This window comes from Vreelandella stevensii S18214, assembly GCF_000275725.1.
GTDB classification, from domain to species: Bacteria; Pseudomonadota; Gammaproteobacteria; order Pseudomonadales; family Halomonadaceae; genus Vreelandella; species Vreelandella stevensii.
This window is the reverse complement of the sequence record NZ_AJTS01000047.1, coordinates 87,243-108,570: the sequence shown is the minus strand read 5'-3', so window position 1 is coordinate 108,570 and position 21,328 is coordinate 87,243. Positions and strand designations below refer to the sequence as shown.

15 protein-coding genes and 1 rRNA gene are annotated in these 21,328 nt (G+C 60.2%); 5 read left to right on the top strand and 11 right to left on the bottom strand.

Features of this window, described 5'->3' with window-relative positions; genetic code table 11:
• Window positions 1-52: 52 nt before the first annotated feature.
• The 3 genes from HSS18214_RS0114780 to ilvC all read right to left on the bottom strand — a co-directional run bounded on the left by HSS18214_RS0114780 (window position 53) and on the right by ilvC (window position 4,116).
• A 16S ribosomal RNA gene (locus tag HSS18214_RS0114780) occupies window positions 53-1,585 on the bottom strand.
• 479 nt (window positions 1,586-2,064) lie between these two features.
• Window positions 2,065-2,949, bottom strand: a complete 885-nt coding sequence (pssA, locus tag HSS18214_RS0114775) for a CDP-diacylglycerol--serine O-phosphatidyltransferase (RefSeq protein WP_016916054.1) — start codon at window positions 2,947-2,949, stop codon at window positions 2,065-2,067.
• Between the two features lie 150 nt (window positions 2,950-3,099).
• Complete coding sequence (gene ilvC / locus HSS18214_RS0114770) at window positions 3,100-4,116, bottom strand: ketol-acid reductoisomerase (RefSeq protein WP_016916053.1); 1,017 nt, start codon at window positions 4,114-4,116, stop codon at window positions 3,100-3,102.
• A 193-nt stretch (window positions 4,117-4,309) separates the two neighbouring features.
• On the opposite strand from ilvC, the gene ilvY reads away from it, so the two are divergent.
• Window positions 4,310-5,197, top strand: coding sequence for an HTH-type transcriptional activator IlvY (gene ilvY, locus HSS18214_RS0114765; RefSeq protein WP_016916052.1), 888 nt, complete (start codon window positions 4,310-4,312; stop codon window positions 5,195-5,197).
• Window positions 5,198-5,275: 78 nt separating this feature from the next.
• Here the strand turns inward: ilvY and ilvN are convergent, their stop codons facing one another.
• The 5 genes from ilvN to rluD all read right to left on the bottom strand — a co-directional run bounded on the left by ilvN (window position 5,276) and on the right by rluD (window position 12,455).
• A complete protein-coding gene (gene ilvN, locus HSS18214_RS0114760; protein WP_016916051.1) occupies window positions 5,276-5,767 on the bottom strand; it encodes an acetolactate synthase small subunit in 492 nt (163 codons plus the stop codon).
• Window positions 5,767-7,491 carry an acetolactate synthase 3 large subunit gene (locus HSS18214_RS0114755; RefSeq protein WP_016916050.1) on the bottom strand — a complete coding sequence of 575 codons (1,725 nt, stop codon included), beginning with the start codon at window positions 7,489-7,491 and terminating at the stop codon, window positions 5,767-5,769. The genes ilvN and HSS18214_RS0114755 overlap by 1 nt, the downstream gene beginning before the upstream one ends.
• A 498-nt stretch (window positions 7,492-7,989) precedes the next feature.
• A complete protein-coding gene (gene clpB, locus HSS18214_RS0114750; protein ID WP_016916049.1) occupies window positions 7,990-10,584 on the bottom strand; it encodes an ATP-dependent chaperone ClpB in 2,595 nt (864 codons plus the stop codon).
• Window positions 10,585-10,743: 159 nt separating this feature from the next.
• Window positions 10,744-11,499, bottom strand: coding sequence for a peptidoglycan editing factor PgeF (gene pgeF, locus HSS18214_RS0114745; RefSeq protein WP_016916048.1), 756 nt, complete (start codon window positions 11,497-11,499; stop codon window positions 10,744-10,746).
• Window positions 11,496-12,455, bottom strand: a complete 960-nt coding sequence (gene rluD, locus HSS18214_RS0114740) for a 23S rRNA pseudouridine(1911/1915/1917) synthase RluD (RefSeq protein WP_016916047.1) — start codon at window positions 12,453-12,455, stop codon at window positions 11,496-11,498. The genes pgeF and rluD overlap by 4 nt, the downstream gene beginning before the upstream one ends.
• Before the next feature lie 197 nt (window positions 12,456-12,652).
• Between rluD and HSS18214_RS0114735 the strand changes: the two genes are divergently transcribed.
• On the top strand, window positions 12,653-13,468 hold the full coding sequence (locus HSS18214_RS0114735) for an outer membrane protein assembly factor BamD (RefSeq protein WP_016916046.1): 816 nt from the start codon (window positions 12,653-12,655) through the stop codon (window positions 13,466-13,468).
• Between the two features lie 106 nt (window positions 13,469-13,574).
• Here the strand turns inward: HSS18214_RS0114735 and HSS18214_RS0114730 are convergent, their stop codons facing one another.
• The gene (locus tag HSS18214_RS0114730) at window positions 13,575-15,209 is read right to left on the bottom strand and encodes an NAD+ synthase (protein ID WP_016916045.1); all 1,635 of its coding nucleotides are present in this window, start codon (window positions 15,207-15,209) and stop codon (window positions 13,575-13,577) included.
• A gap of 135 nt (window positions 15,210-15,344) precedes the next feature.
• Between HSS18214_RS0114730 and HSS18214_RS0114725 the strand changes: the two genes are divergently transcribed.
• Window positions 15,345-15,614: a PP0621 family protein gene (locus tag HSS18214_RS0114725; protein ID WP_016916044.1), complete on the top strand. Its 270-nt coding sequence runs from the start codon at window positions 15,345-15,347 to the stop codon at window positions 15,612-15,614.
• A 4-nt stretch (window positions 15,615-15,618) separates the two neighbouring features.
• Here HSS18214_RS0114725 and thiO read toward each other — a convergent pair whose 3' ends face one another.
• Window positions 15,619-16,716: a glycine oxidase ThiO gene (gene thiO, locus HSS18214_RS0114720; RefSeq protein WP_016916043.1), complete on the bottom strand. Its 1,098-nt coding sequence runs from the start codon at window positions 16,714-16,716 to the stop codon at window positions 15,619-15,621.
• A gap of 80 nt (window positions 16,717-16,796) precedes the next feature.
• Here thiO and HSS18214_RS0114715 point away from each other — a divergent pair, with 80 nt between their 5' ends.
• Window positions 16,797-17,330, top strand: a complete 534-nt coding sequence (locus HSS18214_RS0114715; RefSeq protein WP_016916042.1) for a GspH/FimT family protein — start codon at window positions 16,797-16,799, stop codon at window positions 17,328-17,330.
• 11 nt (window positions 17,331-17,341) lie between these two features.
• Here HSS18214_RS0114715 and trxB read toward each other — a convergent pair whose 3' ends face one another.
• Complete coding sequence (gene trxB, locus HSS18214_RS0114710; protein WP_016916041.1) at window positions 17,342-18,292, bottom strand: thioredoxin-disulfide reductase; 951 nt, start codon at window positions 18,290-18,292, stop codon at window positions 17,342-17,344.
• 250 nt (window positions 18,293-18,542) lie between these two features.
• On the opposite strand from trxB, the gene acnA reads away from it, so the two are divergent.
• Window positions 18,543-21,290: an aconitate hydratase AcnA gene (gene acnA, locus HSS18214_RS0114705; RefSeq protein WP_016916040.1), complete on the top strand. Its 2,748-nt coding sequence runs from the start codon at window positions 18,543-18,545 to the stop codon at window positions 21,288-21,290.
• Window positions 21,291-21,328 lie beyond the last annotated feature (38 nt).

Here is a 21,328-nt window from a genome sequence, read left to right as displayed (position 1 = left end):
TTCTGATCAGGTAATTCATTGTGAGCGCTTGCCGCGAGGGGAAGACATCGTTTAAGGAGGTGATCCAGCCGCAGGTTCCCCTACGGCTACCTTGTTACGACTTCACCCCAGTCATGAACCACACCGTGGTGATCGCCCTCTTGCGTTAGGCTAACCACTTCTGGTGCAGTCCACTCCCATGGTGTGACGGGCGGTGTGTACAAGGCCCGGGAACGTATTCACCGTGGCATTCTGATCCACGATTACTAGCGATTCCGACTTCACGGAGTCGAGTTGCAGACTCCGATCCGGACTGAGATCGGCTTTTCGGGATTGGCTCACTCTCGCGAGTTGGCAACCCTTTGTACCGACCATTGTAGCACGTGTGTAGCCCTACTCGTAAGGGCCATGATGACTTGACGTCGTCCCCACCTTCCTCCGGTTTGTCACCGGCAGTCTCCTTAGAGTTCCCGCCTTTACGCGCTGGCAAATAAGGACAAGGGTTGCGCTCGTTACGGGACTTAACCCAACATTTCACAACACGAGCTGACGACAGCCATGCAGCACCTGTCTCTGCGTTCCCGAAGGCACCAAGTGATCTCTCACAAGTTCGCAGGATGTCAAGAGTAGGTAAGGTTCTTCGCGTTGCATCGAATTAAACCACATGCTCCACCGCTTGTGCGGGCCCCCGTCAATTCATTTGAGTTTTAACCTTGCGGCCGTACTCCCCAGGCGGTCGACTTATCGCGTTAACTTCGCCACAAAGTGCGCTAGGCACCCAACGGCTGGTCGACATCGTTTACGGCGTGGACTACCAGGGTATCTAATCCTGTTTGCTACCCACGCTTTCGCACCTCAGTGTCAGTGTCAGTCCAGAAGGCCGCCTTCGCCACTGGTATTCCTCCCGATCTCTACGCATTTCACCGCTACACCGGGAATTCTACCTTCCTCTCCTGCACTCTAGCTTGACAGTTCCGGATGCCGTTCCCAGGTTGAGCCCGGGGCTTTCACAACCGGCTTATCAAGCCACCTACGCGCGCTTTACGCCCAGTAATTCCGATTAACGCTCGCACCCTCCGTATTACCGCGGCTGCTGGCACGGAGTTAGCCGGTGCTTCTTCTGTGAGTGATGTCTTTCCTGATGGGTATTAACCACCAGGCGTTCTTCCTCACTGAAAGTGCTTTACAACCCGAGGGCCTTCTTCACACACGCGGCATGGCTGGATCAGGGTTCCCCCCATTGTCCAATATTCCCCACTGCTGCCTCCCGTAGGAGTTCGGGCCGTGTCTCAGTCCCGATGTGGCTGATCATCCTCTCAGACCAGCTACGGATCGTCGCCTTGGTGAGCCTTTACCTCACCAACCAGCTAATCCGACATAGGCTCATCCGATAGCGGGAGCCGGAGCCCCCTTTCTCCCGTAGGACGTATGCGGTATTAGCCTGGGTTTCCCCAGGTTATCCCCCACTATCGGGCAGATTCCTATGCATTACTCACCCGTCCGCCGCTCGTCAGCGGGGTGCAAGCACCCCCTGTTACCGCTCGACTTGCATGTGTTAGGCCTGCCGCCAGCGTTCAATCTGAGCCATGATCAAACTCTTCAGTTTAAGATCAATGCGATCCTTACTCGCCATCTCAGGACTAGCCGAAGACAACAAAAGCGGATCAAACTTGGCTCAAGGTTCAAACGAATTCACTGCGATACTCCGAAGAGTATCCTGGTGTTCGCTTGCCTTGATATTGGGTGATGATTCACCCTCATCGGCAAGCGCCCACATGAATTACCTGATCAAATTGTTAAAGAGCGATACCACTGTCATCATTTCGCTGTGACTGGCTCGGTGACCTGAACCGTGTTGCCTCAGCGAGGAAGGCGTATTCTACGCATTCCGCGGTGTTTGTCAAGGGCTGTTTTCAGCGAGTGAAGTGAGCGATCAATCCAACCAGCAGATGACGCCAACTTCCTGACAAACCGAAAGTTTTTCAACCTTCTTCACCGCTGGTAACGCTTGGCGTCCCCGGCAGCGGATGCGTACTTTACGGATTCGCTGCCGGGTTGGCAAGGGCTTTTTAAAATAATTTCAGCTCAGTGCTTGGCCTTGACCTTGCGCATGACGGCCAGCACCGGCCCTGAGCAGACGTAGGCACCAAACAGCAACAGCAACATGACCGAGGGCTGTACCGAGATCATTACGAATCCAAGCACCACCGCCAGCAGCACCACGAAGGGCACGGGCTTCTTGAAGTCCAAATCCTTGAAGCTGTAGTAGCGGATATTGCTCACCATGAGAATACCCGCCGCGCCCACCACCACCAGCATCAGCAGCTTGAAGCCGAAGGCATCGGCGTCGAAGCTGTGGAATGTCCACACGCTGGCGGCGACCAGCGCCGCAGCCGAAGGGCTGGGCAAGCCGATAAACCACTTTTTGTCGACGCTGCCGATCTGTACGTTGAAGCGGGCCAGGCGCAGGGCAGCACACGCCACATAGAGAAAGGCCACCACCCAGCCGGTCTTGCCGATATCTTGCAGTATCCAGGTAAAGGCGACCAGGGCAGGCGCCATGCCGAACGAGATCATGTCCGACAGGCTGTCGTACTCGGCCCCGAAAGCGCTTTGCGTATTGGTCATGCGCGCCACGCGACCATCCAGGCCATCCAGCACCATGGCGATGAAAATGGCCACCGCTGCCGACGTGAACTCGCCATTGATCCCGGCCACCACGGCAAAGAAACCAGAAAACAGTGCCGACGTGGTAAACAGGTTGGGCAGCAGGTAGATGCCCTTGCGGCGAATTTTCTTGCCGTTTTCGACGGCCTCCTCCACGACTTCGGTTTCACGAAGAAAGGCAGCGGCAAGATCCTCGTTCCGCACGATTTCCTCTTCCTTCGACGAAGGAGTAGCCGCGCTGTCCGTATCTGCAGCGGACGAAGGGAGCGATTCCTGCTCTGGGTCGCGAGCATCCTGAGTCATAAGTGTCATCCATTTAGAGTGAAGTCACGTTCACAAGTAACCCTTCTCATTCTACACGGTGAACCCTTGCCGACCAGTCCTGACAGCCGGAATGCAAAACGCCCCGCAGCACGCATAGGCGCTTCGGGGCGTTTTCATAACGGTGATCGATCAGTTTTTGGACTTGTCGACCAGCTGGTTGGCAGCAATCCACGGCATCATGCCGCGCAGCTTGGCACCCACCTGCTCGATTTCGTGCTCGGCATTCAGACGACGGCGTGCAGTCATGGAAGGATAGTTGGTGTTGCCTTCCTGGATGAACATCTTGGCGTACTCACCGGTCTGGATGCGCTTGAGTGCATTGCGCATCGCGGCACGGGACTCGTCGTTGATGACCTCAGGGCCGGTCACGTACTCGCCATACTCGGCATTGTTGGAGATGGAGTAGTTCATGTTGGCAATGCCGCCTTCGTACATCAGGTCGACGATCAGCTTGAGTTCGTGCAGACACTCGAAGTAGGCCATTTCCGGTGCGTAACCTGCTTCGGTCAGGGTTTCGAAACCGGCCTTCACCAGCTCGACCGCACCACCGCAAAGGACCGCCTGCTCGCCGAACAGGTCCGTTTCGGTTTCATCCTTGAAGGTCGTCTCGATGATACCGCTGCGGCCACCGCCAACGCCTGCAGCGTAAGAGAGCGCCAGCTCTTTGGCGTTGCCAGAGGCGTCCTGGTGGATCGCGATCAGGTCGGGAATACCGCCACCCTTGACGAACTCGGAGCGTACGGTGTGGCCCGGCGCTTTCGGCGCGATCATGATCACGTCGAGGTCTTTACGCGGCTCGATCTGGTTGTAGTGGATGTTGAAACCGTGGGCAAACGCCAGGGTCGCGCCTTCTTTCAGATTCGGCTCGACTTCCTGCTCGTAGATGGCTTTCTGGTTTTCGTCCGGCGCCAGAATCATGACGACGTCAGCGGTCTTGCACGCTTCTGGTACGCTGGCGACTTTCAAGCCTGCTGCTTCTGCTTTCGCCGCAGACGAGGAGCCTTTGCGCAGCGCTACGGTGACATCGACACCCGACTCTTTCAGGTTGTTGGCGTGGGCATGACCCTGAGAACCGTAGCCGACGATGGTGACTTTCTTGGCCTGAATGAGGGAAAGGTCGCAATCTTTATCGTAGTAAACGTGCATGGCGAGACTCCAGAAATCGGTTGAATCAGATCGTTATCGTGTATGTGTCAGCGTTGATGGCCACCCGTGCCGTCTAGTGCAGCACTGGGATTCGGCGTTGAGGTCACTCTACGTCAGCAGCACCATTGCGTAAAACGCTATATTTGCAACATACTATTTCATAAAATGAAATCACACTCAGGGCATCGACCCCATGGATTTTCGTCTTCTCAAGCACATGGTCACTCTGGCGGATACGCTGCATTTCGGGCGCGCCAGCGAGCTGTGCCATATCAGCCCTTCCACCTTGAGCCGCTCGATTCAGCAGGTGGAGAGCGAACTGGGCACCCGGCTGTTCGAACGTGACAACCGGCATGTCACGCTGACCCCACAAGGGATCGCTTTCCTGCGCTACGCCAAGGAGACGCTGGAGCAGTGGGAAACCCAAAAGCGCACGCTGGCCACCAGCGCGACACAGCTCAGCGGGGAAATCAGCATCTACTGCTCGGTCACCGCCAGCTACAGCTTTTTGTATGAGCTGTTGAGCGATGTGCGGGTACGCCACCCCGGTATCGAGCTCAAGCTGCATACGGGTGACCCGGCAGACGCCATGAACCGCGTACTGGAAGGGGCCGATGACATGGCCATTACGCCCAGGCCTCGCATTCCTCCCAGCGCCCTGGCGTTCAAGTCGCTCACCCGTTCGCCGCTGTTGTTCATCGCCCCGACGGAAACCCATGCCTGGCTGCCTAGCCATCCGGAAAGCTCGACCGCCGAACAGTGGCGGCATGTGCCCATGATTCTGTCGGAGGCGGGCCTGTCGCGGGAGTACGCCAATACCTGGTTCAAGGCCATGGGCATTGCGCCCCGCATCTATGCCCAGGTGGCAGGGCATGAGGCCATCGTCAGCATGGTGGGGCTAGGGTTTGGGGTCGGTGTGGTGCCGCGTATCGTGCTGGACAACAGCCCGCTGGCAGAGCGTGTACAGGTACTCAACGTCAAGCCCGAGCTGCCCCACTACGATGTTGGCCTGTGCGTGCTGAACCGGCGGCTGCAGAATCCCATGATCGATGCTTTCTGGACCACGGTGGCACCTCGCTAGCGGCATCCGCCTGGCACCACCCAAAAACAAAAAAAACCGCCCGGCGAAGGGCGGTTTTGGGTGGGTGCTAACGCGCGATCAGAGCGACAGCACCTTGTCACCGCGGGCAATGCCGGAGACGCCCGTGCGCGCCACTTCCAGAATGCCCACCGGCGCCATGGCCTGCAGGAAAGCATCCAGCTTGGAGGCATCGCCGGTGATCTGAACGGTGTAGAGACTCGGTGTCACGTCCACGACCTGGGCGCGAAAGATATCCACGGTACGCTTCACTTCATCGCGGGCAGCGCCCAGCGCCTTGACCTTCACCAGCATCAACTCCCGCTCGATGTGGTTACCTTCGGTCAGGTCGACCAGCTTCACCACGTCGATCAGCTTGTTGAGGTGCTTGGTGATCTGCTCGATCACCCGGTCGTCACCGATGGTGGTGACCGTCAAGCGTGACAGCGACGGGTCTTCCGTCGGTGCTACGTTCAGCGTTTCGATGTTGAAGTTACGCTGAGAGAACAACCCGACTACACGTGACAGCGCACCCGGTTCGTTTTCCATCAGAATCGAGATGATATGACGCATCAGGTACGCTCCGTTTTGGACAGCAGCATGTCACGCATCGCGCCTAACGGCACTTGCATCGGGTAAACGTGCTCAAAGGGGTCGACCTTCACGTCCAGGAATACCAGCTCATGCTTGTTGGCAAAGGCACGCTCCAGCGCTGGCTCAAGCTCATCCAGGGTAGTGACCGTGATGGCGGTAAACCCGTAAGCTTCGATCAGCATATGGAAGTCGGGCAACGACTCCATGTAGGAGTGCGCATGGCGGGATTTGTAGTTCAAGTCCTGCCACTGGCGCACCATCCCCAGCGACGCGTTGTTCAGGTTGACGATCTTGACCCCCACCCCGTACTGCTTACAGGTGGAAAGCTCCTGCATCATCATCTGGAAGCTGCCTTCCCCCGTGACACATACCACGTCGTCTTCGGGGAAGTTCTGCTTGATGCCCATGGCGGCCGGAAAGCCGAAGCCCATGGTGCCCAGGCCACCGGAGGTAATCAGGCGGTTGGGCTTGTCGAACTTGTAGTACTGCGCGGCAAACATCTGGTGCTGGCCCACGTCGGTGGTGACGTACGCTTCGCCCCGAGTGACGCGGCACAGTGCCTCGATGACTTCCTGGGGCTTCAGCGCCTCGCCGGGCCTGGAGGGCTCATAGAGTTTGCCTTCTCGCTCGGCGCGCCAGCCATCGATCTTCTGCCACCAGTCGGTCAACGCTTCGGGGTGGGCAATCTCGCTCCCCTGCACCAGGCTGATCATCTCGTTGATGACGCTGGCGGCTGGACCAACGATGGGCACGTCGGCACGCACGGTCTTGGAGACCGAGCTGGGATCGACGTCCACATGGATGATCTTGGCCGTGGGGCAGAATTTCGACGTGTTGTTGGTCACGCGGTCGTCGAAACGTGCACCGATGGCAATGATCAGGTCCGCGTGGTGCATGGCCATGTTGGACTCATACGAGCCGTGCATGCCCAGCCAGCCCAGGCACTGGCGGTCGCTTTGCGGGTAAGCGCCAATGCCCATCAGCGTGGTGGTGATCGGGTAACCAAGCTGCTTCACCAGATCGGTCAAGCCTTCGCTGGCCTTGCCGGTGACCACACCACCGCCGGTGTAGAACACCGGGCGCTTGGCCTTCAGCATCATCTCGACGGCTTTCTTGATTTGCCCGGTATGCCCACGGGTCACCGGATTGTAGGAGCGCAGTTTGACCTTCTTCGGGTACACGTACTCGTAGCGCTCGGTGGGCGCGGTCATGTCCTTGGGAATATCGACGACCACGGGGCCAGGGCGACCGGTAGAGGCCAGGTAGAAGGCCTTTTTCAGCACTTCCGGGATTTCAGAGGGGTGACGAATCGAGAAGCTGTGCTTCACGATGGGCCGGGTCACGCCGACGATATCGGTTTCCTGGAAGGCGTCGTCACCAATCAGGTGGCTCATGACCTGACCGCACAGCACGACCATGGGAATGGAGTCCATGTAGGCAGTCGCGATACCCGTGACTGCGTTGGTCGCACCGGGGCCGGACGTCACCAGCACCACGCCGGGCTTGCCGGAGGCACGGGCATAGCCGTCAGCCGCGTGGGTGGCCGCTTGCTCGTGACGCACGAGGATGTGCTTCACTTTGTCCTGGCGGAACAGCGCATCGTAAATATGCAGTGCCGCACCGCCAGGATAACCATAGATGTACTCTACGCCCTCATCTTGCAAGAAGCGGGCGATCATGTCTGCGCCGGAAAGCAGTTCCACTGTATTTCTCCCCTGGAGGTCTCGAGTGCGATCCGCAGGACATCCTGCGGGGTCGAGTGCGGCGGTATGCCGCTGCCGGCCCATGCCGGCACCTGATGCCAAACCCTGGCAATATGGCCCGGTTAGGGCCTGCACTCTCATCGGGAGCACGCGTTGCTGGTCACCATGGCCTGTCTGGACGTGGCGAGCTTGACACGTGCCTCCCTTACACGGCGGTTTGCCGTGTCGGGGCGTTGGCCAGGTCAGGCGGTTAGCCCGAGCCCGGAAGTCCTTCGGCGGGTAGAGGCGTGAGCCTACCCTTCGCGCGGTGATGAGGGATTGCCCGTTGGTTCCGCGCCCGCAAATCAGGAACCCACAAGATTCCATTAGCGCCCTTGGCGTGTCAACCACCTATCCGAGCAAACGCAACAAAGGTCGCAGTCGCTGCAAAAAAATGCCCCGCCAGCGTCACTGACGGGGCATTCGCCCTATTTGATTGCGCAGCAAGCCCTTCCGGGATCAGCCAAAGATCAGCTTGCCTTCACCCGCGCTGATGCGAATGGTATCGCCCGGGGCGTACTTGCCAGCCAGCAGATCCTGCGCCAGCGGGTTTTCGATGCGGCTCTGGATGGCACGTTTCAGCGGCCGTGCGCCAAATACGGGGTCGAAGCCAACCACCGCCAACTGCGCCATGGCGTCGTCACTGATTTCCAGGCTCAGGTCGTGCTCTGCCAGGCGAGCCTTCAGGCGCTCCAGTTGAATACCGGCAATCGCTTGAATCTGCTCCTGGCCAAGGGCATGGAATACCACCACTTCATCGATACGGTTGATCAACTCAGGGCGGAAGTGATTGCCCACTACTTCCATGACTGCCTGTTTCATCAGCTCGTAGTCGCTGCCGTCGTCACTGCTGGTGTCGCCTCCCATGCGCTGGATGATGTCCGAGCCCAGGTTGGAGGTCATGACGATGACCGTATTGCGGAAGTCAACGGTACGCCCCTGACCATCGGTCAAGCGCCCATCTTCCAGCACCTGGAGCAGGATGTTGAACACATCCGGGTGGGCTTTTTCCACCTCATCCAGCAGCAGCACCGAGTACGGCTTGCGGCGCACCGCTTCGGTCAGATAACCGCCCTCTTCATAGCCGACGTAGCCAGGCGGTGCGCCAATGAGACGGGCCACGGAGTGCTTCTCCATGAACTCGGACATATCGATGCGCACCATGGCCTCTTCGGTATCGAACAGGAAATTGGCCAGCGACTTGCACAGCTCGGTCTTGCCCACCCCGGTGGGGCCCAGAAACAGGAACGAGCCGTTGGGGCGGTTGGGGTCGGAGAGACCCGCCCGGGAACGCCGCACCGCGTTGGCCACTGCTTCCACGGCTTCGTGCTGACCGATGACCCGTTCGTGCAGGGCATCTTCCATGCGCAGCAGCTTGTCACGCTCGCCTTCGAGCATTTTGGACACCGGGATGCCGGTCCAGCGGGACACGACTTCGGCAATCTCCTCTTCCGTCACGTTGGAGCGCAGCAGCTGATGGCTGGTGGTATCGGCTTCACCCTCACCCGCTTCGCTGATCTTTTTCTCCAGCGCGGGAATCTTGCCGTACTGCAGCTCCGACATGCGCCCAAGATCCCCCTGGCGGCGCGCCTGTTCGAGGTCGATACGCGCTTGCTCCAGCTCGGCCTTGAACTGCGCTGCACCCTGGATGCTGGCCTTTTCCGCCTTCCAGATTTCATCCAGGTCGGCGTACTCGCGCTCCAGCTCATGGATGTGCTGATTGAGGGCTTCCAGACGCTTTTTCGTGGCGTCGTCGGTCTCTTTCTTGAGCGCCTCCCGCTCCATCTTGAGCTGGATCAGACGGCGGTCGAGACGGTCCATCTCCTCCGGTTTGGAGTCCAGCTCCATACGGATGCGCGATGCAGCCTCGTCGATCAGGTCGATGGCCTTGTCCGGCAGCTGGCGGTCGGTGATATAACGGGTCGAGAGTTTGGCCGCCGCGATGATGGCCGAGTCGGTGATATCGACACCGTGGTGAACTTCGTAACGCTCCTTCAAGCCGCGCAGAATGGCCACGGTATCCGCTTCCGAGGGCTCGTCCACCAGCACTTTCTGGAAGCGCCGCTCCAGGGCCGCGTCTTTTTCGATGTACTGACGGTACTCATCCAGCGTGGTGGCCCCGACACAGTGCAGCTCGCCTCGGGCCAACGCCGGCTTGAGCATGTTGCCAGCGTCCATGGCGCCTTCCGCCTTGCCTGCGCCCACCATGGTATGCAGCTCGTCGATGAACAGGATCACCCGACCTTCTTCCTGGGAGAGCTCCTTGAGCACGGCTTTCAGCCGTTCTTCGAATTCCCCGCGGAATTTCGCGCCCGCCAGCAACGCCCCCATATCCAGCGAGAGCACACGCTTTTCCTTCAGGCCTTCGGGCACTTCCCCATTGACGATACGCTGGGCCAGGCCTTCGACGATCGCGGTCTTGCCCACGCCCGGCTCACCGATCAGTACAGGGTTGTTCTTGGTGCGGCGCTGCAACACCTGGATGGTGCGACGAATTTCGTCGTCACGACCGATCACTGGGTCGAGCTTGCCTTCCAGCGCTCGCTGGGTCAGATCGAGGGTATATTTGTTCAGCGCTTCACGCTGATCTTCGGCGTTGGGGTCGTCAACGCGGGAGCCCCCACGCAGGCTGTCGATGGCCGCCTCGAGACTTTTGCGCGTCAGCCCGGCCTCTTTGAGCAGTTTGGTGATGGCACCGTTCATTTCCAGCGCTGCCAGCAGCACCAGCTCGGAGGCAATGAACTGATCGCCGCGCTTTTGCGCTTCGCGGTCGGTCAGGTTCATCAGTTTGACGAATTCCCGAGAAGGCTGGACCTCGCCGTCGAACTGGCTGACTTTGGGCAAGTCTTCCAGTTGGCGCTGCAAGCCGTCGCGCAGCCGGGAACCGCTGCCTTCGGCTTTTTCGATCAGCGCCTTGATGCCGGTATCGCGCGTGTCGAGCAACGCCAGCAGCAAATGGGCAGGGTCGAGTTGATTGTGGCCACGCCCCACGGCGAGGGATTGAGCCTCGGCAATGGCGGCCTGCAACTTGGCAGTAAATTTATCGAATCGCATGGAGTGCCTCCTGGGGGGGGTGCCGTGCGTTTCGACCCACGGCGCACCCTGATAACCTGTCGTTGAACGTGCTAAAGACGATTAGCTTGACAAGTAACATGGCGGCAGTTATGGCCATTTCAAGAGGCGTGCGATATTAACCAGCCGCTGCCCGACTGCTCACTTGATCCAGATCACGCTTGCCATGCGGCCGGTGTTGCCGTTATCCCGCCGATAAGAGTAAAAGCGCGATTCGCAGGCCGTACAGAAGTGACCACCGCTGATCTGATGGATGCCCAACGCCTCCAGGCGAAAGCGCGCCAGGCGGTACAGGTCGGCCATGTAATGGCCCAGGCGATAAGGGCTATGATCGAAGGCTTCTGCGGTGTCGGGCTGGATGGCCACGAAGGTGCCGTACACTTCCGGGCCCACCTCGAACTGGGCATTGGAGATCGCCGGGCCAAGCCACACCAGAATGTCTTCGGGGTCGCAGTTCATCGCTGCCACCGTGGCTTCCAGCACGCCACCGGCCAGCCCGCGCCACCCGGCGTGGGCCGCCGCCACCTGGGTACCCTGCCGATTGCAGAACAGCACCGGCAGGCAGTCGGCGGTGAGTACCACACAGGCATAGTCGCTGCTGCTGGCCACCGAGGCATCGGCTTCTGGCACGCCTTCCTGATACTCCTGCTGCACCCGTGCCCCGTGGGTTTGATTGAGCCACAGCAGCGGACGGCTATCGCCGATTTCCTTGTGCAGCAGCCGACGACAAAGCGCCACGTGGTCGGCGTTGTCGCCCACGTGGGCCGCCGGGTTGAACGCCGCGAAGTCGTTCTGGCTGGGGCCTGTCTCGCGGGTGGTCACAAAAGCCTGCACGCTGGCAGGCGCCGCCCAATCAGGGCGCAGCAGCGTGGGGCGCAGGTCTATGGCATCGCTCATCGCATGGTCTCGCTATCTTCACGCAGATAATCCAGCAGCATCAGCAAATCGTCAGGCAGCTCCGCCTTGAAGGTCAGCGTTTCTCCACTGACGGGGTGGACGAAGCTCAACTGGCGCGCATGCAGCGCCTGACGGGGAAATTCACGCAGAATCTCCTTCAATGGCCCGGCTGCCCCCGGCGGTAGCTTGGCGCGACCGCTGTACAGCGGGTCGCCCACCAGCGGAAAACGCGCATGAGACATGTGTACGCGTATCTGGTGAGTACGCCCGGTTTCCAACTGGCAGCGCACGTGGGTGTGCGCGCGGAACCGCTCGACGACACGAAAATGCGTCACCGCAGGCTTGCCCGAGGCGGTCACGGCCTGGCGCTTGCGGTCCTTCGGGTGCCGACCAATGGGGGCATCGATCGTGCTGCCCGACACCGGCTTGCCGAGCACGACCGCATCGTACTGGCGTGACACGGTCCGCGCCTGAAGCTGCTCCACCAGCGCCGTTTGCGCGGGCAGGGTCTTGGCCACCATCATCAGGCCAGTGGTGTCCTTGTCCAGCCGATGGACGATGCCCGCTCGGGGCACTTCTGCCAGCGAAGGGTGATGGAACAGCAGCGCATTGAGCAGCGTGCCATCGGGATTGCCTGCGGCAGGGTGTACCACCATTCCCGCAGGCTTGTTGACCACCATGACGTCGTCGTCTTCATAAACGATGTCCAGGGCGATGTCCTGGGGCGCAAAGCGAGTGTCTTCTTCGATGGTGGCGTGGAGCGCCAACACTTCGTGACCGTGCAGCTTGGCCTTGGGCTTGGCCTTGGCCCCATCGACCGTAAGCTCTCCCGCATTGATCCACGCTTTCAAGCGCTCGCGGGAATAATCGCTGAACAACTCCGCGGCGGCCTGGTCCAAGCGTGCGCCCGCCAGGGTGGCGGGGACGCGCTGCGTGGCTTCCACAATTCGAGACATGAATGACCTCTTTATGACACAAACACGCCTACTTCTGGATGATACGACACCGCTAACCCCTTACAGCAAAGTATCGCCAAGCCTGCGTTTTGCGCTCAGGTGTTTTATAGTGGGCTGACTGCGACCTATTCTACCATTTCTACTTATGGCCATCGTCGCTTTTCGGTGATTGAGGCTTGTTTGCAACGAGGATGATGATGCGCGTTTTTTCCGCTGCCAACCGCTTTGGCGCCCTGGCCCTGAGTCTTGCCCTGTTAGCAGGCTGTGCCAGCAATGACACCACTCCGGAAGACGAAGACGAGCTTGCCGGTGTTCAAGAGCGCGAGCTGTATGAGCTGGCCCGTACGGCCCTCGACAGCAATCGCTACCCTATCGCCATCGAGCGCCTGGAAGCCCTGGACACCCGCTACCCATTTGGCCCTCATGCCGAACAAGCCCAGCTCGAACTGATCTACGCCTACTACGAGAACAGTAACTGGGAAGAGGCCCGCGCGGCAGCCAGCCGATTCATTCGCCTGCACCCTGACCACCCGCAAGTGGATTACGCCTATTACCTGCGCGGGCTGTCCGCCTGGCAAGCAGGACGCTTCAGCCTGGAACGCCTGCGCCTGATCGATATTTCCAAGCGCGACCTGGGCGCCTCACGGGATGCCTACAACGACTTCCGCGAGCTGATTCAACGCTATCCGCAAAGCCAATACGCCCCAGATGCCCAGCAACGTATCGTCTACCTGCGTGAGCTGCTGGCTCGCCATGAGCTGCATGTCGCCGACTACTACCTGCGTCGTGGCGCCTTCCTCGCGGCCATCGAGCGCGGTCGCTGGGTCGTTGAAAACTATCCGGAATCCAACGCCACGCGGGATGCTCTGGCCACCATGGTAGAAGGTTACCAAGGCATGGGCATGCAAGATCGCGCCAGCGAAGTCCTGGCCGTGCTGCGTGAAAATGCGCCCGATCACGAGCAACTTCAAGGCAGCCGCTTCGTGCCTAAATACAACGGCGGCCGCAACTAAATGACCTGTTAGTGAACATTGATCGCGGCATTCAGGACGCGGTCAATGTCTTACAAGCCGCAGTGACGACAACGGGCCCAGGGCTGGCCGCTGCTGGCAGCAGGCGCTACTCGCCTGGCTGCCAGCCATTGACGATGGGGTAACGACGGTCACGCCCGAAACCACGCGGCGTGACCCGTACGCCTACCGGAGCCTGGCGACGCTTGTACTCGCAGCGGTCCACCAGCTTCACCACTTTGTAGACATCGTCCTCGTCGTAACCCGCCGCAATGATGGCTTCGGCGCTCATGTCCCCTTCGATGTAGCGCACCAGAATCGCGTCCAGCACATCGTAATCCGGCAGGGAATCGCTATCCTGCTGGTCAGGCGCCAGCTCTGCGCTGGGCGGACGCTCGATGACCCGCTCTGGAATGGCCAGCGACTGGGTGTTACGCCAACGTGCCAAGCGGTAGACCCAGGTCTTGTAGACATCCTTGATGGCGTTGTAGCCGCCCACCATGTCGCCATAGAGCGTGGCATAGCCCACGGCCATTTCGCTCTTGTTGCCGGTGGTCAGCACCATCAGGCCCTTCTTGTTGGAAATGGCCATCAGCAGCACGCCTCGGCAGCGCGACTGCAGGTTTTCCTCGGTGGTATCGCGCTCGGTGCCCGCAAAGCTATCCGCCAGGGTCGTCATGAAGGCTTCTACCATGGGCTCGATGGGCATCACATCGTAATGCACCCCCAGCAACGTGGCCTGCTCGGCGGCGTCCTGTTTGGAGATGTCGGCGGTGTAGTGGTAAGGCATCATGACCGCCTGCACGCGCTGCGGCCCTAGCGCATCCACCGCAATCGCCAGCGACAAGGCGGAGTCGATACCGCCGGAAAGCCCCAGCACCACGCCTTTGAAGCCGCTTTTATTGACGTAGTCACGTAGTCCGGTGACCAGCGCACAGTAAAGGCTCTCTTCCGGCATGACCTCCGGCTCGATCTCTCCAGCCTGGGGCTCCCAACGCTCGGCGCTGGTTTGCAGCAGTTGAACGGGCATCAGCCCGGCTTGCCAGTAAGGGGCCAGCACCTTGAGCTGGCCCTGCTCATCCACACAGCAAGAACCGCCGTCGAACACCAGCTCGTCCTGGCCGCCAATGGTATTGACATAGAGGATGGGCAGTTGAACGTCCTGGGCCCGCTGCTCCAGAAGGCGCAGCCGCTCGGTGGGCTTGTCCTGGTGGTAGGGCGAGGCATTCAGGCTGATCAATACTTCCGCCCCGGCCGCCTGCGCCGCCTTGACCGGCGAGCCTTCCCACAAGTCCTCACAGATCAACAGCCCCAGCTTGGCACCCTTGTGCTCGTAGACCAGCGGCTGGGTGCCGGGGGTGAAGTAGCGCTGCTCATCGAATACCTGGTAGTTGGGCAGCGCCTGCTTGGCGTATTCCGCTTCCCACTGGCCGTTGTACAGCACGCCCGCCATGTTGTAGCACTTGCCTTCACGCACGCCGGGATAACCAATGATGACCAGCACGTCTCGGGCCACCTTCTCGGCCATTTTGGCGCGGGCTTCGCGCAGGCGCGCTTCCATGGAAGGCCTCAGCAGCAGATCTTCCGGCGGGTAGCCGGAAAGAAACAGCTCGGGAAAGACCACAATGTCCGCCCCATGTTCGATCCTCGCCTCACGCACGGCCTCGATGGCGCGCGCGGCATTGCCGGGAATATCTCCCACTAGCGGGTCGAGTTGGGCCATTACCAGCGTTAAGTCTTGCATGGGCGTCAAAATCTCTTGAGAATCTTCAGAATACGATGGCACTTTGGGCATTGTCCCGCAAGGTGCGCCTGCTGGCAAAGGCCATACGGCTACAGGCGTGCGGCCCGCTTTTTCCCGGCATGGGAGTTATCGAGGATGAACCTGTTGATCATTCGACTGATTATTTTTGCGGTGCTGTTTTATGCAGGCCTGAAACTCTACGGCATGTATCGCCAGCACCGCCTTTCCCAGCAGCAGCCCCCCGCTCCTCGCCATGAAGGCGGGCAGATGGTGCGCTGCCGCTGGTGCGACGTTCACGTGCCGGAAAGCGAGGCACTGCGTGACCATGAGCAGTGGTTTTGCTGCAGCGCCCACCGCGACCGTTTCCTGCTGGAACAGCGTGATCGCGACGACGGTAATGCTTGATGCGCTACCCCCGACGTAGCGCCACCGGCAAGTAAGGCGCTGGGTCGATCAGCGGCTCACGGTCCAATAGCTGGTCGACCAGCAGATGCGTCGAGGCGGGAGCCAGTACCAGCCCATTGCGGTAGTGCCCTGCATTGACGAACACGTTGGGAAATTCCGGCAGCGCCCCGATGAACGGAATGCCGTCCGGGGAGCCCGGACGCAGCCCCGCCCAGTGATACGCCACGGGGTACCTGGCCAGCGCAGGAATGATGTTTTCAGCACTCTGGCGCAGCGACGCCAGGGCGTCCTGGTCGGTGGTTTTATCGAACCCGGCCTCTTCCAGCGTCGAGCCCACCAGCAGCAGACCATCGTTACGCGGAATCACATAGCGACCATCTTTCAGCACCACCCGCTGCACCAGCCCTGGCGGAGTCTGATAAGCAATCATCTGCCCTTTCACGGGCCGAACGGGCAACTGGACACCCAGGCCTTCCAGTAGCTGGGCTGCCCAGGCTCCGCCACATACCACTACTCGCTCGGCATGCAGCTCGCCCGACGCCATGGCCACCCCCACGACCTTGCCCTGACGCTGGAGGAAGCCGGTGACCTGACACTGCTCGACCAGCGTGACGCTCGGCATCGCCGCCAGCCGGGCACGCAGCGCCTGGCCAAGGCGGGGGTTACGAATGCTACCCAGCGTCGGCATCCACAGAGCGCTCCCGCCAGAGGCCGGCGCGGCGGGCTCTTTCTGCTGCACGACCTCTGCCTCGACCCGTTCGAGCGGCTTGCCCATTTGCCGAGCCCACGCCAGCGCCTGCTCGTCATCTTCCACGTTCAGGTAGAGCAGGCCTTTCTGGCGATACTCGGGGTCGATGCCCGTTTCTTCCAGCAGCCGCAGCGCCAGCGTGGGGTACACCCCTTCCGACCAGCGCGAGAGCCTCGACACCGGCTCGCCATAGCGCCAAGGGTAAAGCGGCGAGACGATGCCGCCGCCCGCCCAGGAAGCCTCCTGACCACACTGCCCCCGCTCTACCAACGTGACCTGCTGCCCTGCATCAGCAAGCTGGAGCGCGGTCATCATGCCGATGACACCGCCGCCAATAATTAAGATATGGCTCACAAGCTTTGTCCGTTTTGGCTTACATAAAAAGAGCTCAAGGCCCTCTAGGATGAGCCCCATGACCGTACACAGAGGGTCTCATGATGATATGCGATACCGCTGCACACCCACGGCCTGGCTCGGTTCAGCGAGGCTTTACGCTCCTCGAACTGATGGTAGCTCTGCTGCTGATGGCCGCCATGGCCGCCTGGCTAGCTCCAGGTTTTCAAGCCCTGGGGCATCACAGCACGCTCAACAGCGAAGCAACGCGGCTACAGGCGGCGTTTGCATTGGCGCGTAATACGGCCATTACCCAGCGCACATCGGTCACCGTCTGCCCTGCCAACCCACAACGCAACGCCTGCACGGCGGGCTGGCACGACACCTTGATGGTGGTGAAAGGACGCGCCACGGATACCGTCGAGCCAGAACACGTACTGCGTACCTTTCCAGGCCAATCGACTACCTATACCACCTATAACCGCGGCTGGCGGCGAGTGACCTACACGCCGCTTGGCCATGCCAGCGGCTATAACGGCAGCTTCGACGTGTGCGCGACCGGTGAAACGGGCAAGCGGCTAGTGCTGAGTCAGCTAGGCCGACTGCGTATTGATAAGACGCCTATCGACTGCTAGCCATGGCCGCTTCAGGCAATACCGTCCAGGTAACGCTCGGCATCCAGTGCTGCCATGCAGCCACTGCCCGCCGAGGTGATGGCCTGGCGATAGATATGGTCCATGACGTCGCCGCAGGCAAATACACCCGGCACGCTGGTGGCTGTGGCGTTACCTTCGCTGCCGGACTGTACCTTGATGTAGCCACCGTTCATTTCCAGCTGGCCTTCGAAAATGCCCGTATTGGGGCTGTGGCCGATGGCGATGAACAGCCCAGGCGCGTGGATTTCCCTGGTGCTGCCGTCCTGGGTCGACTTCACCCGCACACCAGTGACGCCGGTATTGTCGCCCAGCACTTCTTCCACCTCGTAAAACCATTCCAAGGCGATCTTGCCTGCCTCCGCCTTCTCGAACAGCTTGTCCTGCAGGATCTTTTCGGCGCGAAGCGTATCGCGGCGATGGACCAGCGTGACCTTGGAGGCAATGTTCGACAGGTAGAGCGCTTCTTCGACCGCCGTGTTGCCACCGCCAACCACGATCACTTCCTGATTGCGGTAGAAGAAACCGTCGCAGGTAGCACAGGCAGAGACCCCCTGGCCCATGAACTGCTGCTCTGAAGGCAGCCCCAGATAGCGAGCGCTGGCGCCGGTAGCCACGATCAGGGCGTCGCAGGTATAGACGCCGCTATCGCCCTTCAGGGTGAACGGCTTCTCGCCCAGGCTCACCTCGTGGATATGATCGAACAGCACTTCGGTGTTGAAACGTTCGGCATGCTGTTTCATGCGCTCCATCAGCTCAGGCCCTTGTACGCCCTCGGCATCGCCAGGCCAGTTGTCCACGTCGGTCGTCGTGGTCAATTGGCCACCCGCCTGCATGCCGGTAATCAGCAGCGGCTTCAGATTTGCCCGAGCGGCATAAACGGCTGCCGTGTACCCCGCCGGGCCAGAGCCTAGAATGATCAAACGTTCATGACGCGTTTCCATGACACCACCTTTGTGACAATTGAGCAGAGTTCGTCGTCGACATTCGTTGCAGGGCCGACATTCGCAGAAGAGTCTGCCTGAAATGGCGTCGAGTACAAGCAATTACAAGGGTTGGTCTACGCTATTAGGCCAGGATAGCTTGAAAGGCGAGCCAGACACACCCATGTGCTCTATATGGGCCATACTATTGATTAGCGCTATCCAGACAGTGACCGTTGCGATACCCATAAGCGATCGAGAGGAGAATGGAATGAGCAAGATACCCAGCACGCTTCATACCTTGACGGCAGGAAGCCAGGAGTATCACTACTACAGCTTGCCCAAAGCAGCCGAAACGCTGGGCAACATCGACCGGCTGCCCAAGACGCTCAAGATTCTGCTCGAAAACCAGCTGCGCTTCGCTGACGACGAGAGCGTCGAACAGGCCGACATGCAAGCCTTGGTCGACTGGCAAAACGAGGGGCAGTCCAGCCGCGAAATCGGTTACCGCCCTGCCCGCGTTCTGATGCAGGACTTCACCGGCGTACCGGGGGTCGTGGATCTCGCCTCCATGCGCGCAGCGGTCGAGTCCCTGGGCGAAGACCCCGCCCGCATCAACCCGCTCTCTCCGGTCGATCTGGTCATCGACCACTCGGTCATGGTCGACAAGTTTGGCACCCCCACGGCCTTTCAGGAGAACGTGGATATCGAAATGCAGCGTAACGGCGAGCGTTACGAGTTCCTGCGCTGGGGCCAGAAAGCATTCGACAACTTCAGTGTCGTGCCGCCCGGCACCGGCATTTGCCACCAGGTTAACCTGGAGTACCTGGGCCGCACCGTCTGGACCAAACAAGAAGACGGCAAAACCTTCGCCTACCCGGACACGCTGGTAGGCACCGACTCCCATACCACCATGATCAACGGCCTGGGCGTACTGGGCTGGGGGGTAGGCGGCATCGAGGCCGAGGCGGCCATGCTGGGCCAGCCGGTATCGATGCTGATTCCCGAGGTTATCGGCTTCAAGCTGACCGGCAAGCTGCAGGAAGGCATTACGGCCACCGACCTGGTTCTCACGGTCACCGAGATGCTGCGCAAGAAGGGCGTGGTCGGCAAGTTCGTCGAGTTCTACGGAGATGGCCTGAAAGACCTGCCGCTGGCGGACCGCGCCACCATTGCCAACATGGCCCCCGAGTATGGCGCCACCTGCGGCTTCTTCCCGGTGGACGATGAAACCCTCAACTACCTGCGCCTGACCGGCCGTGAAGACGAACTGGTCGCGCTGGTCGAAGCGTACAGCAAGGCCCAAGGGCTCTGGCGTGAGCCCGGTGACGAGCCCATCTTCACCGATACCCTCAGCCTCGACATGAGCAGCGTGGAAGCCAGCCTGGCAGGCCCCAAACGCCCACAGGATCGCGTCTCTCTCAAGAACATGCCCAAGGCGTTCGCCAGCGTCATGGAGGAAGATGGCAAGTCCTACCCTGCTACGGAAACGGGCAAGCTTTCCTCGGAAGGCGGCCAGACCGCCGTGGGCATCGACCGGAGCTTCGAACGCGCGTTTCAGCATAACGATAGCCAAGCGGTCAAGATGGGTGAGCAGGACTTCAACCTGGACCCCGGCGCCGTGGTCATCGCGGCCATCACTTCTTGCACCAATACCTCCAACCCCAGCGTCATGATGGCGGCGGGCCTGTTGGCACGTAACGCGCGTCAGAAGGGGCTGGCCACCAAACCCTGGGTCAAGACGTCCCTGGCGCCTGGCTCCAAGGTGGTCACCGACTACCTGGCCGCTGCCGAACTGAACGATGACCTGGATGCCTTGGGCTTCAACCTGGTGGGCTACGGCTGCACCACTTGTATCGGCAACTCCGGTCCGCTGCCCGACGCCATCGAAAAAGCCATTCAACAGGGGGACCTTGCCGTCGCCTCCGTGCTATCGGGTAACCGCAACTTCGAAGGCCGCGTGCATCCGCTGGTCAAAACCAACTGGCTGGCTTCACCGCCGCTGGTGGTGGCCTATGCACTGGCAGGCAACGTTCAATGCAACCTGTCCACCGACCCGCTTGGGGAAGACAGCGATGGCAACCCGGTGTACCTGAAAGACATCTGGCCCTCGCAGGCGGATATCGCCAATGCCGTACAGAAGGTCAACACCGAGATGTTCCGCAAGGAGTACAGTGCCGTTTTCGAAGGCGACGAAACATGGCAGTCGATCAAGGTGCCGGAAAGCAACGTCTACGAGTGGCCCTCCTCCACCTACATTCAGCACCCACCCTTCTTCAAAGGCATGCAGCGCGAGCCCGATGCCATCGAAGATATCCAGAGTGCTCGGGTACTGGCGATACTGGGCGACTCCGTCACCACCGACCATATTTCCCCCGCAGGCTCCATCAAGCCCGACAGCCCTGCTGGCCGCTACCTGCAGGAGCACGGCGTCAAACCCGTGGACTTCAACTCCTACGGCTCACGCCGAGGCAACCATGAAGTCATGATGCGCGGCACTTTTGCCAACGTGCGGATCAAGAACGAAATGCTGGACGGCGTGGTCGGGGGTGAAACGCGCCATGTGCCCAGTGGTGAGCAGATGTCGATCTATGACGCCGCCATGAAGTACAAGGAAGAAGGCACGCCGCTGGTGGTGGTGGCAGGCAAGGAGTACGGCACCGGTTCTTCCAGGGACTGGGCAGCCAAGGGAACCCGGCTGCTGGGCGTACGGGCGGTGATTGCCGAATCCTACGAGCGGATCCACCGTTCCAACCTGATTGGCATGGGCGTCGTACCGCTGCAGTTCCCCGAAGGCGAGAGCCGCACGAGCCTTGGGCTCACCGGTGACGAAGAGATTTCGATTGCGGGATTAAACGACTTGAGCCCAGGCGGCACGGTCAAAGTGGTCATCAAACAGGGCGACCAGGAGCGTACCGTTGATGCCAAATGCAGAATTGATACCGCCAATGAGCTGGCTTACTACCGCCACGGTGGTATCCTTCACTACGTGCTGCGCAAAATGATCGGCGCAGCCTAACGGTAAAAACTTCCAATGCTTGCATCGCCCCCACCTTG

Excerpts from the sequence above, each read along its gene's own strand:
- ilvN (WP_016916051.1), bottom strand. The coding sequence starts at position 5,767 with ATGCGTCATATCATCTCGATTCTGATGGAAAACGAACCGGGTGCGCTG.
- pgeF (WP_016916048.1), bottom strand. The coding sequence starts at position 11,499 with ATGAGCGATGCCATAGACCTGCGCCCCACGCTGCTGCGCCCTGATTGG.
- rluD (WP_016916047.1), bottom strand. The coding sequence starts at position 12,455 with ATGTCTCGAATTGTGGAAGCCACGCAGCGCGTCCCCGCCACCCTGGCG.
- trxB (WP_016916041.1), bottom strand. The coding sequence starts at position 18,292 with ATGGAAACGCGTCATGAACGTTTGATCATTCTAGGCTCTGGCCCGGCG.
- HSS18214_RS0114735 (WP_016916046.1), top strand. The coding sequence starts at position 12,653 with ATGCGCGTTTTTTCCGCTGCCAACCGCTTTGGCGCCCTGGCCCTGAGT.
- clpB (WP_016916049.1), bottom strand. The coding sequence starts at position 10,584 with ATGCGATTCGATAAATTTACTGCCAAGTTGCAGGCCGCCATTGCCGAG.
- ilvY (WP_016916052.1), top strand. The coding sequence starts at position 4,310 with ATGGATTTTCGTCTTCTCAAGCACATGGTCACTCTGGCGGATACGCTG.
- acnA (WP_016916040.1), top strand. The coding sequence starts at position 18,543 with ATGAGCAAGATACCCAGCACGCTTCATACCTTGACGGCAGGAAGCCAG.
- HSS18214_RS0114730 (WP_016916045.1), bottom strand. The coding sequence starts at position 15,209 with ATGCAAGACTTAACGCTGGTAATGGCCCAACTCGACCCGCTAGTGGGA.
- ilvC (WP_016916053.1), bottom strand. The coding sequence starts at position 4,116 with ATGCACGTTTACTACGATAAAGATTGCGACCTTTCCCTCATTCAGGCC.
- HSS18214_RS0114725 (WP_016916044.1), top strand. The coding sequence starts at position 15,345 with ATGAACCTGTTGATCATTCGACTGATTATTTTTGCGGTGCTGTTTTAT.
- pssA (WP_016916054.1), bottom strand. The coding sequence starts at position 2,949 with ATGACTCAGGATGCTCGCGACCCAGAGCAGGAATCGCTCCCTTCGTCC.
- HSS18214_RS0114715 (WP_016916042.1), top strand. The coding sequence starts at position 16,797 with ATGATGATATGCGATACCGCTGCACACCCACGGCCTGGCTCGGTTCAG.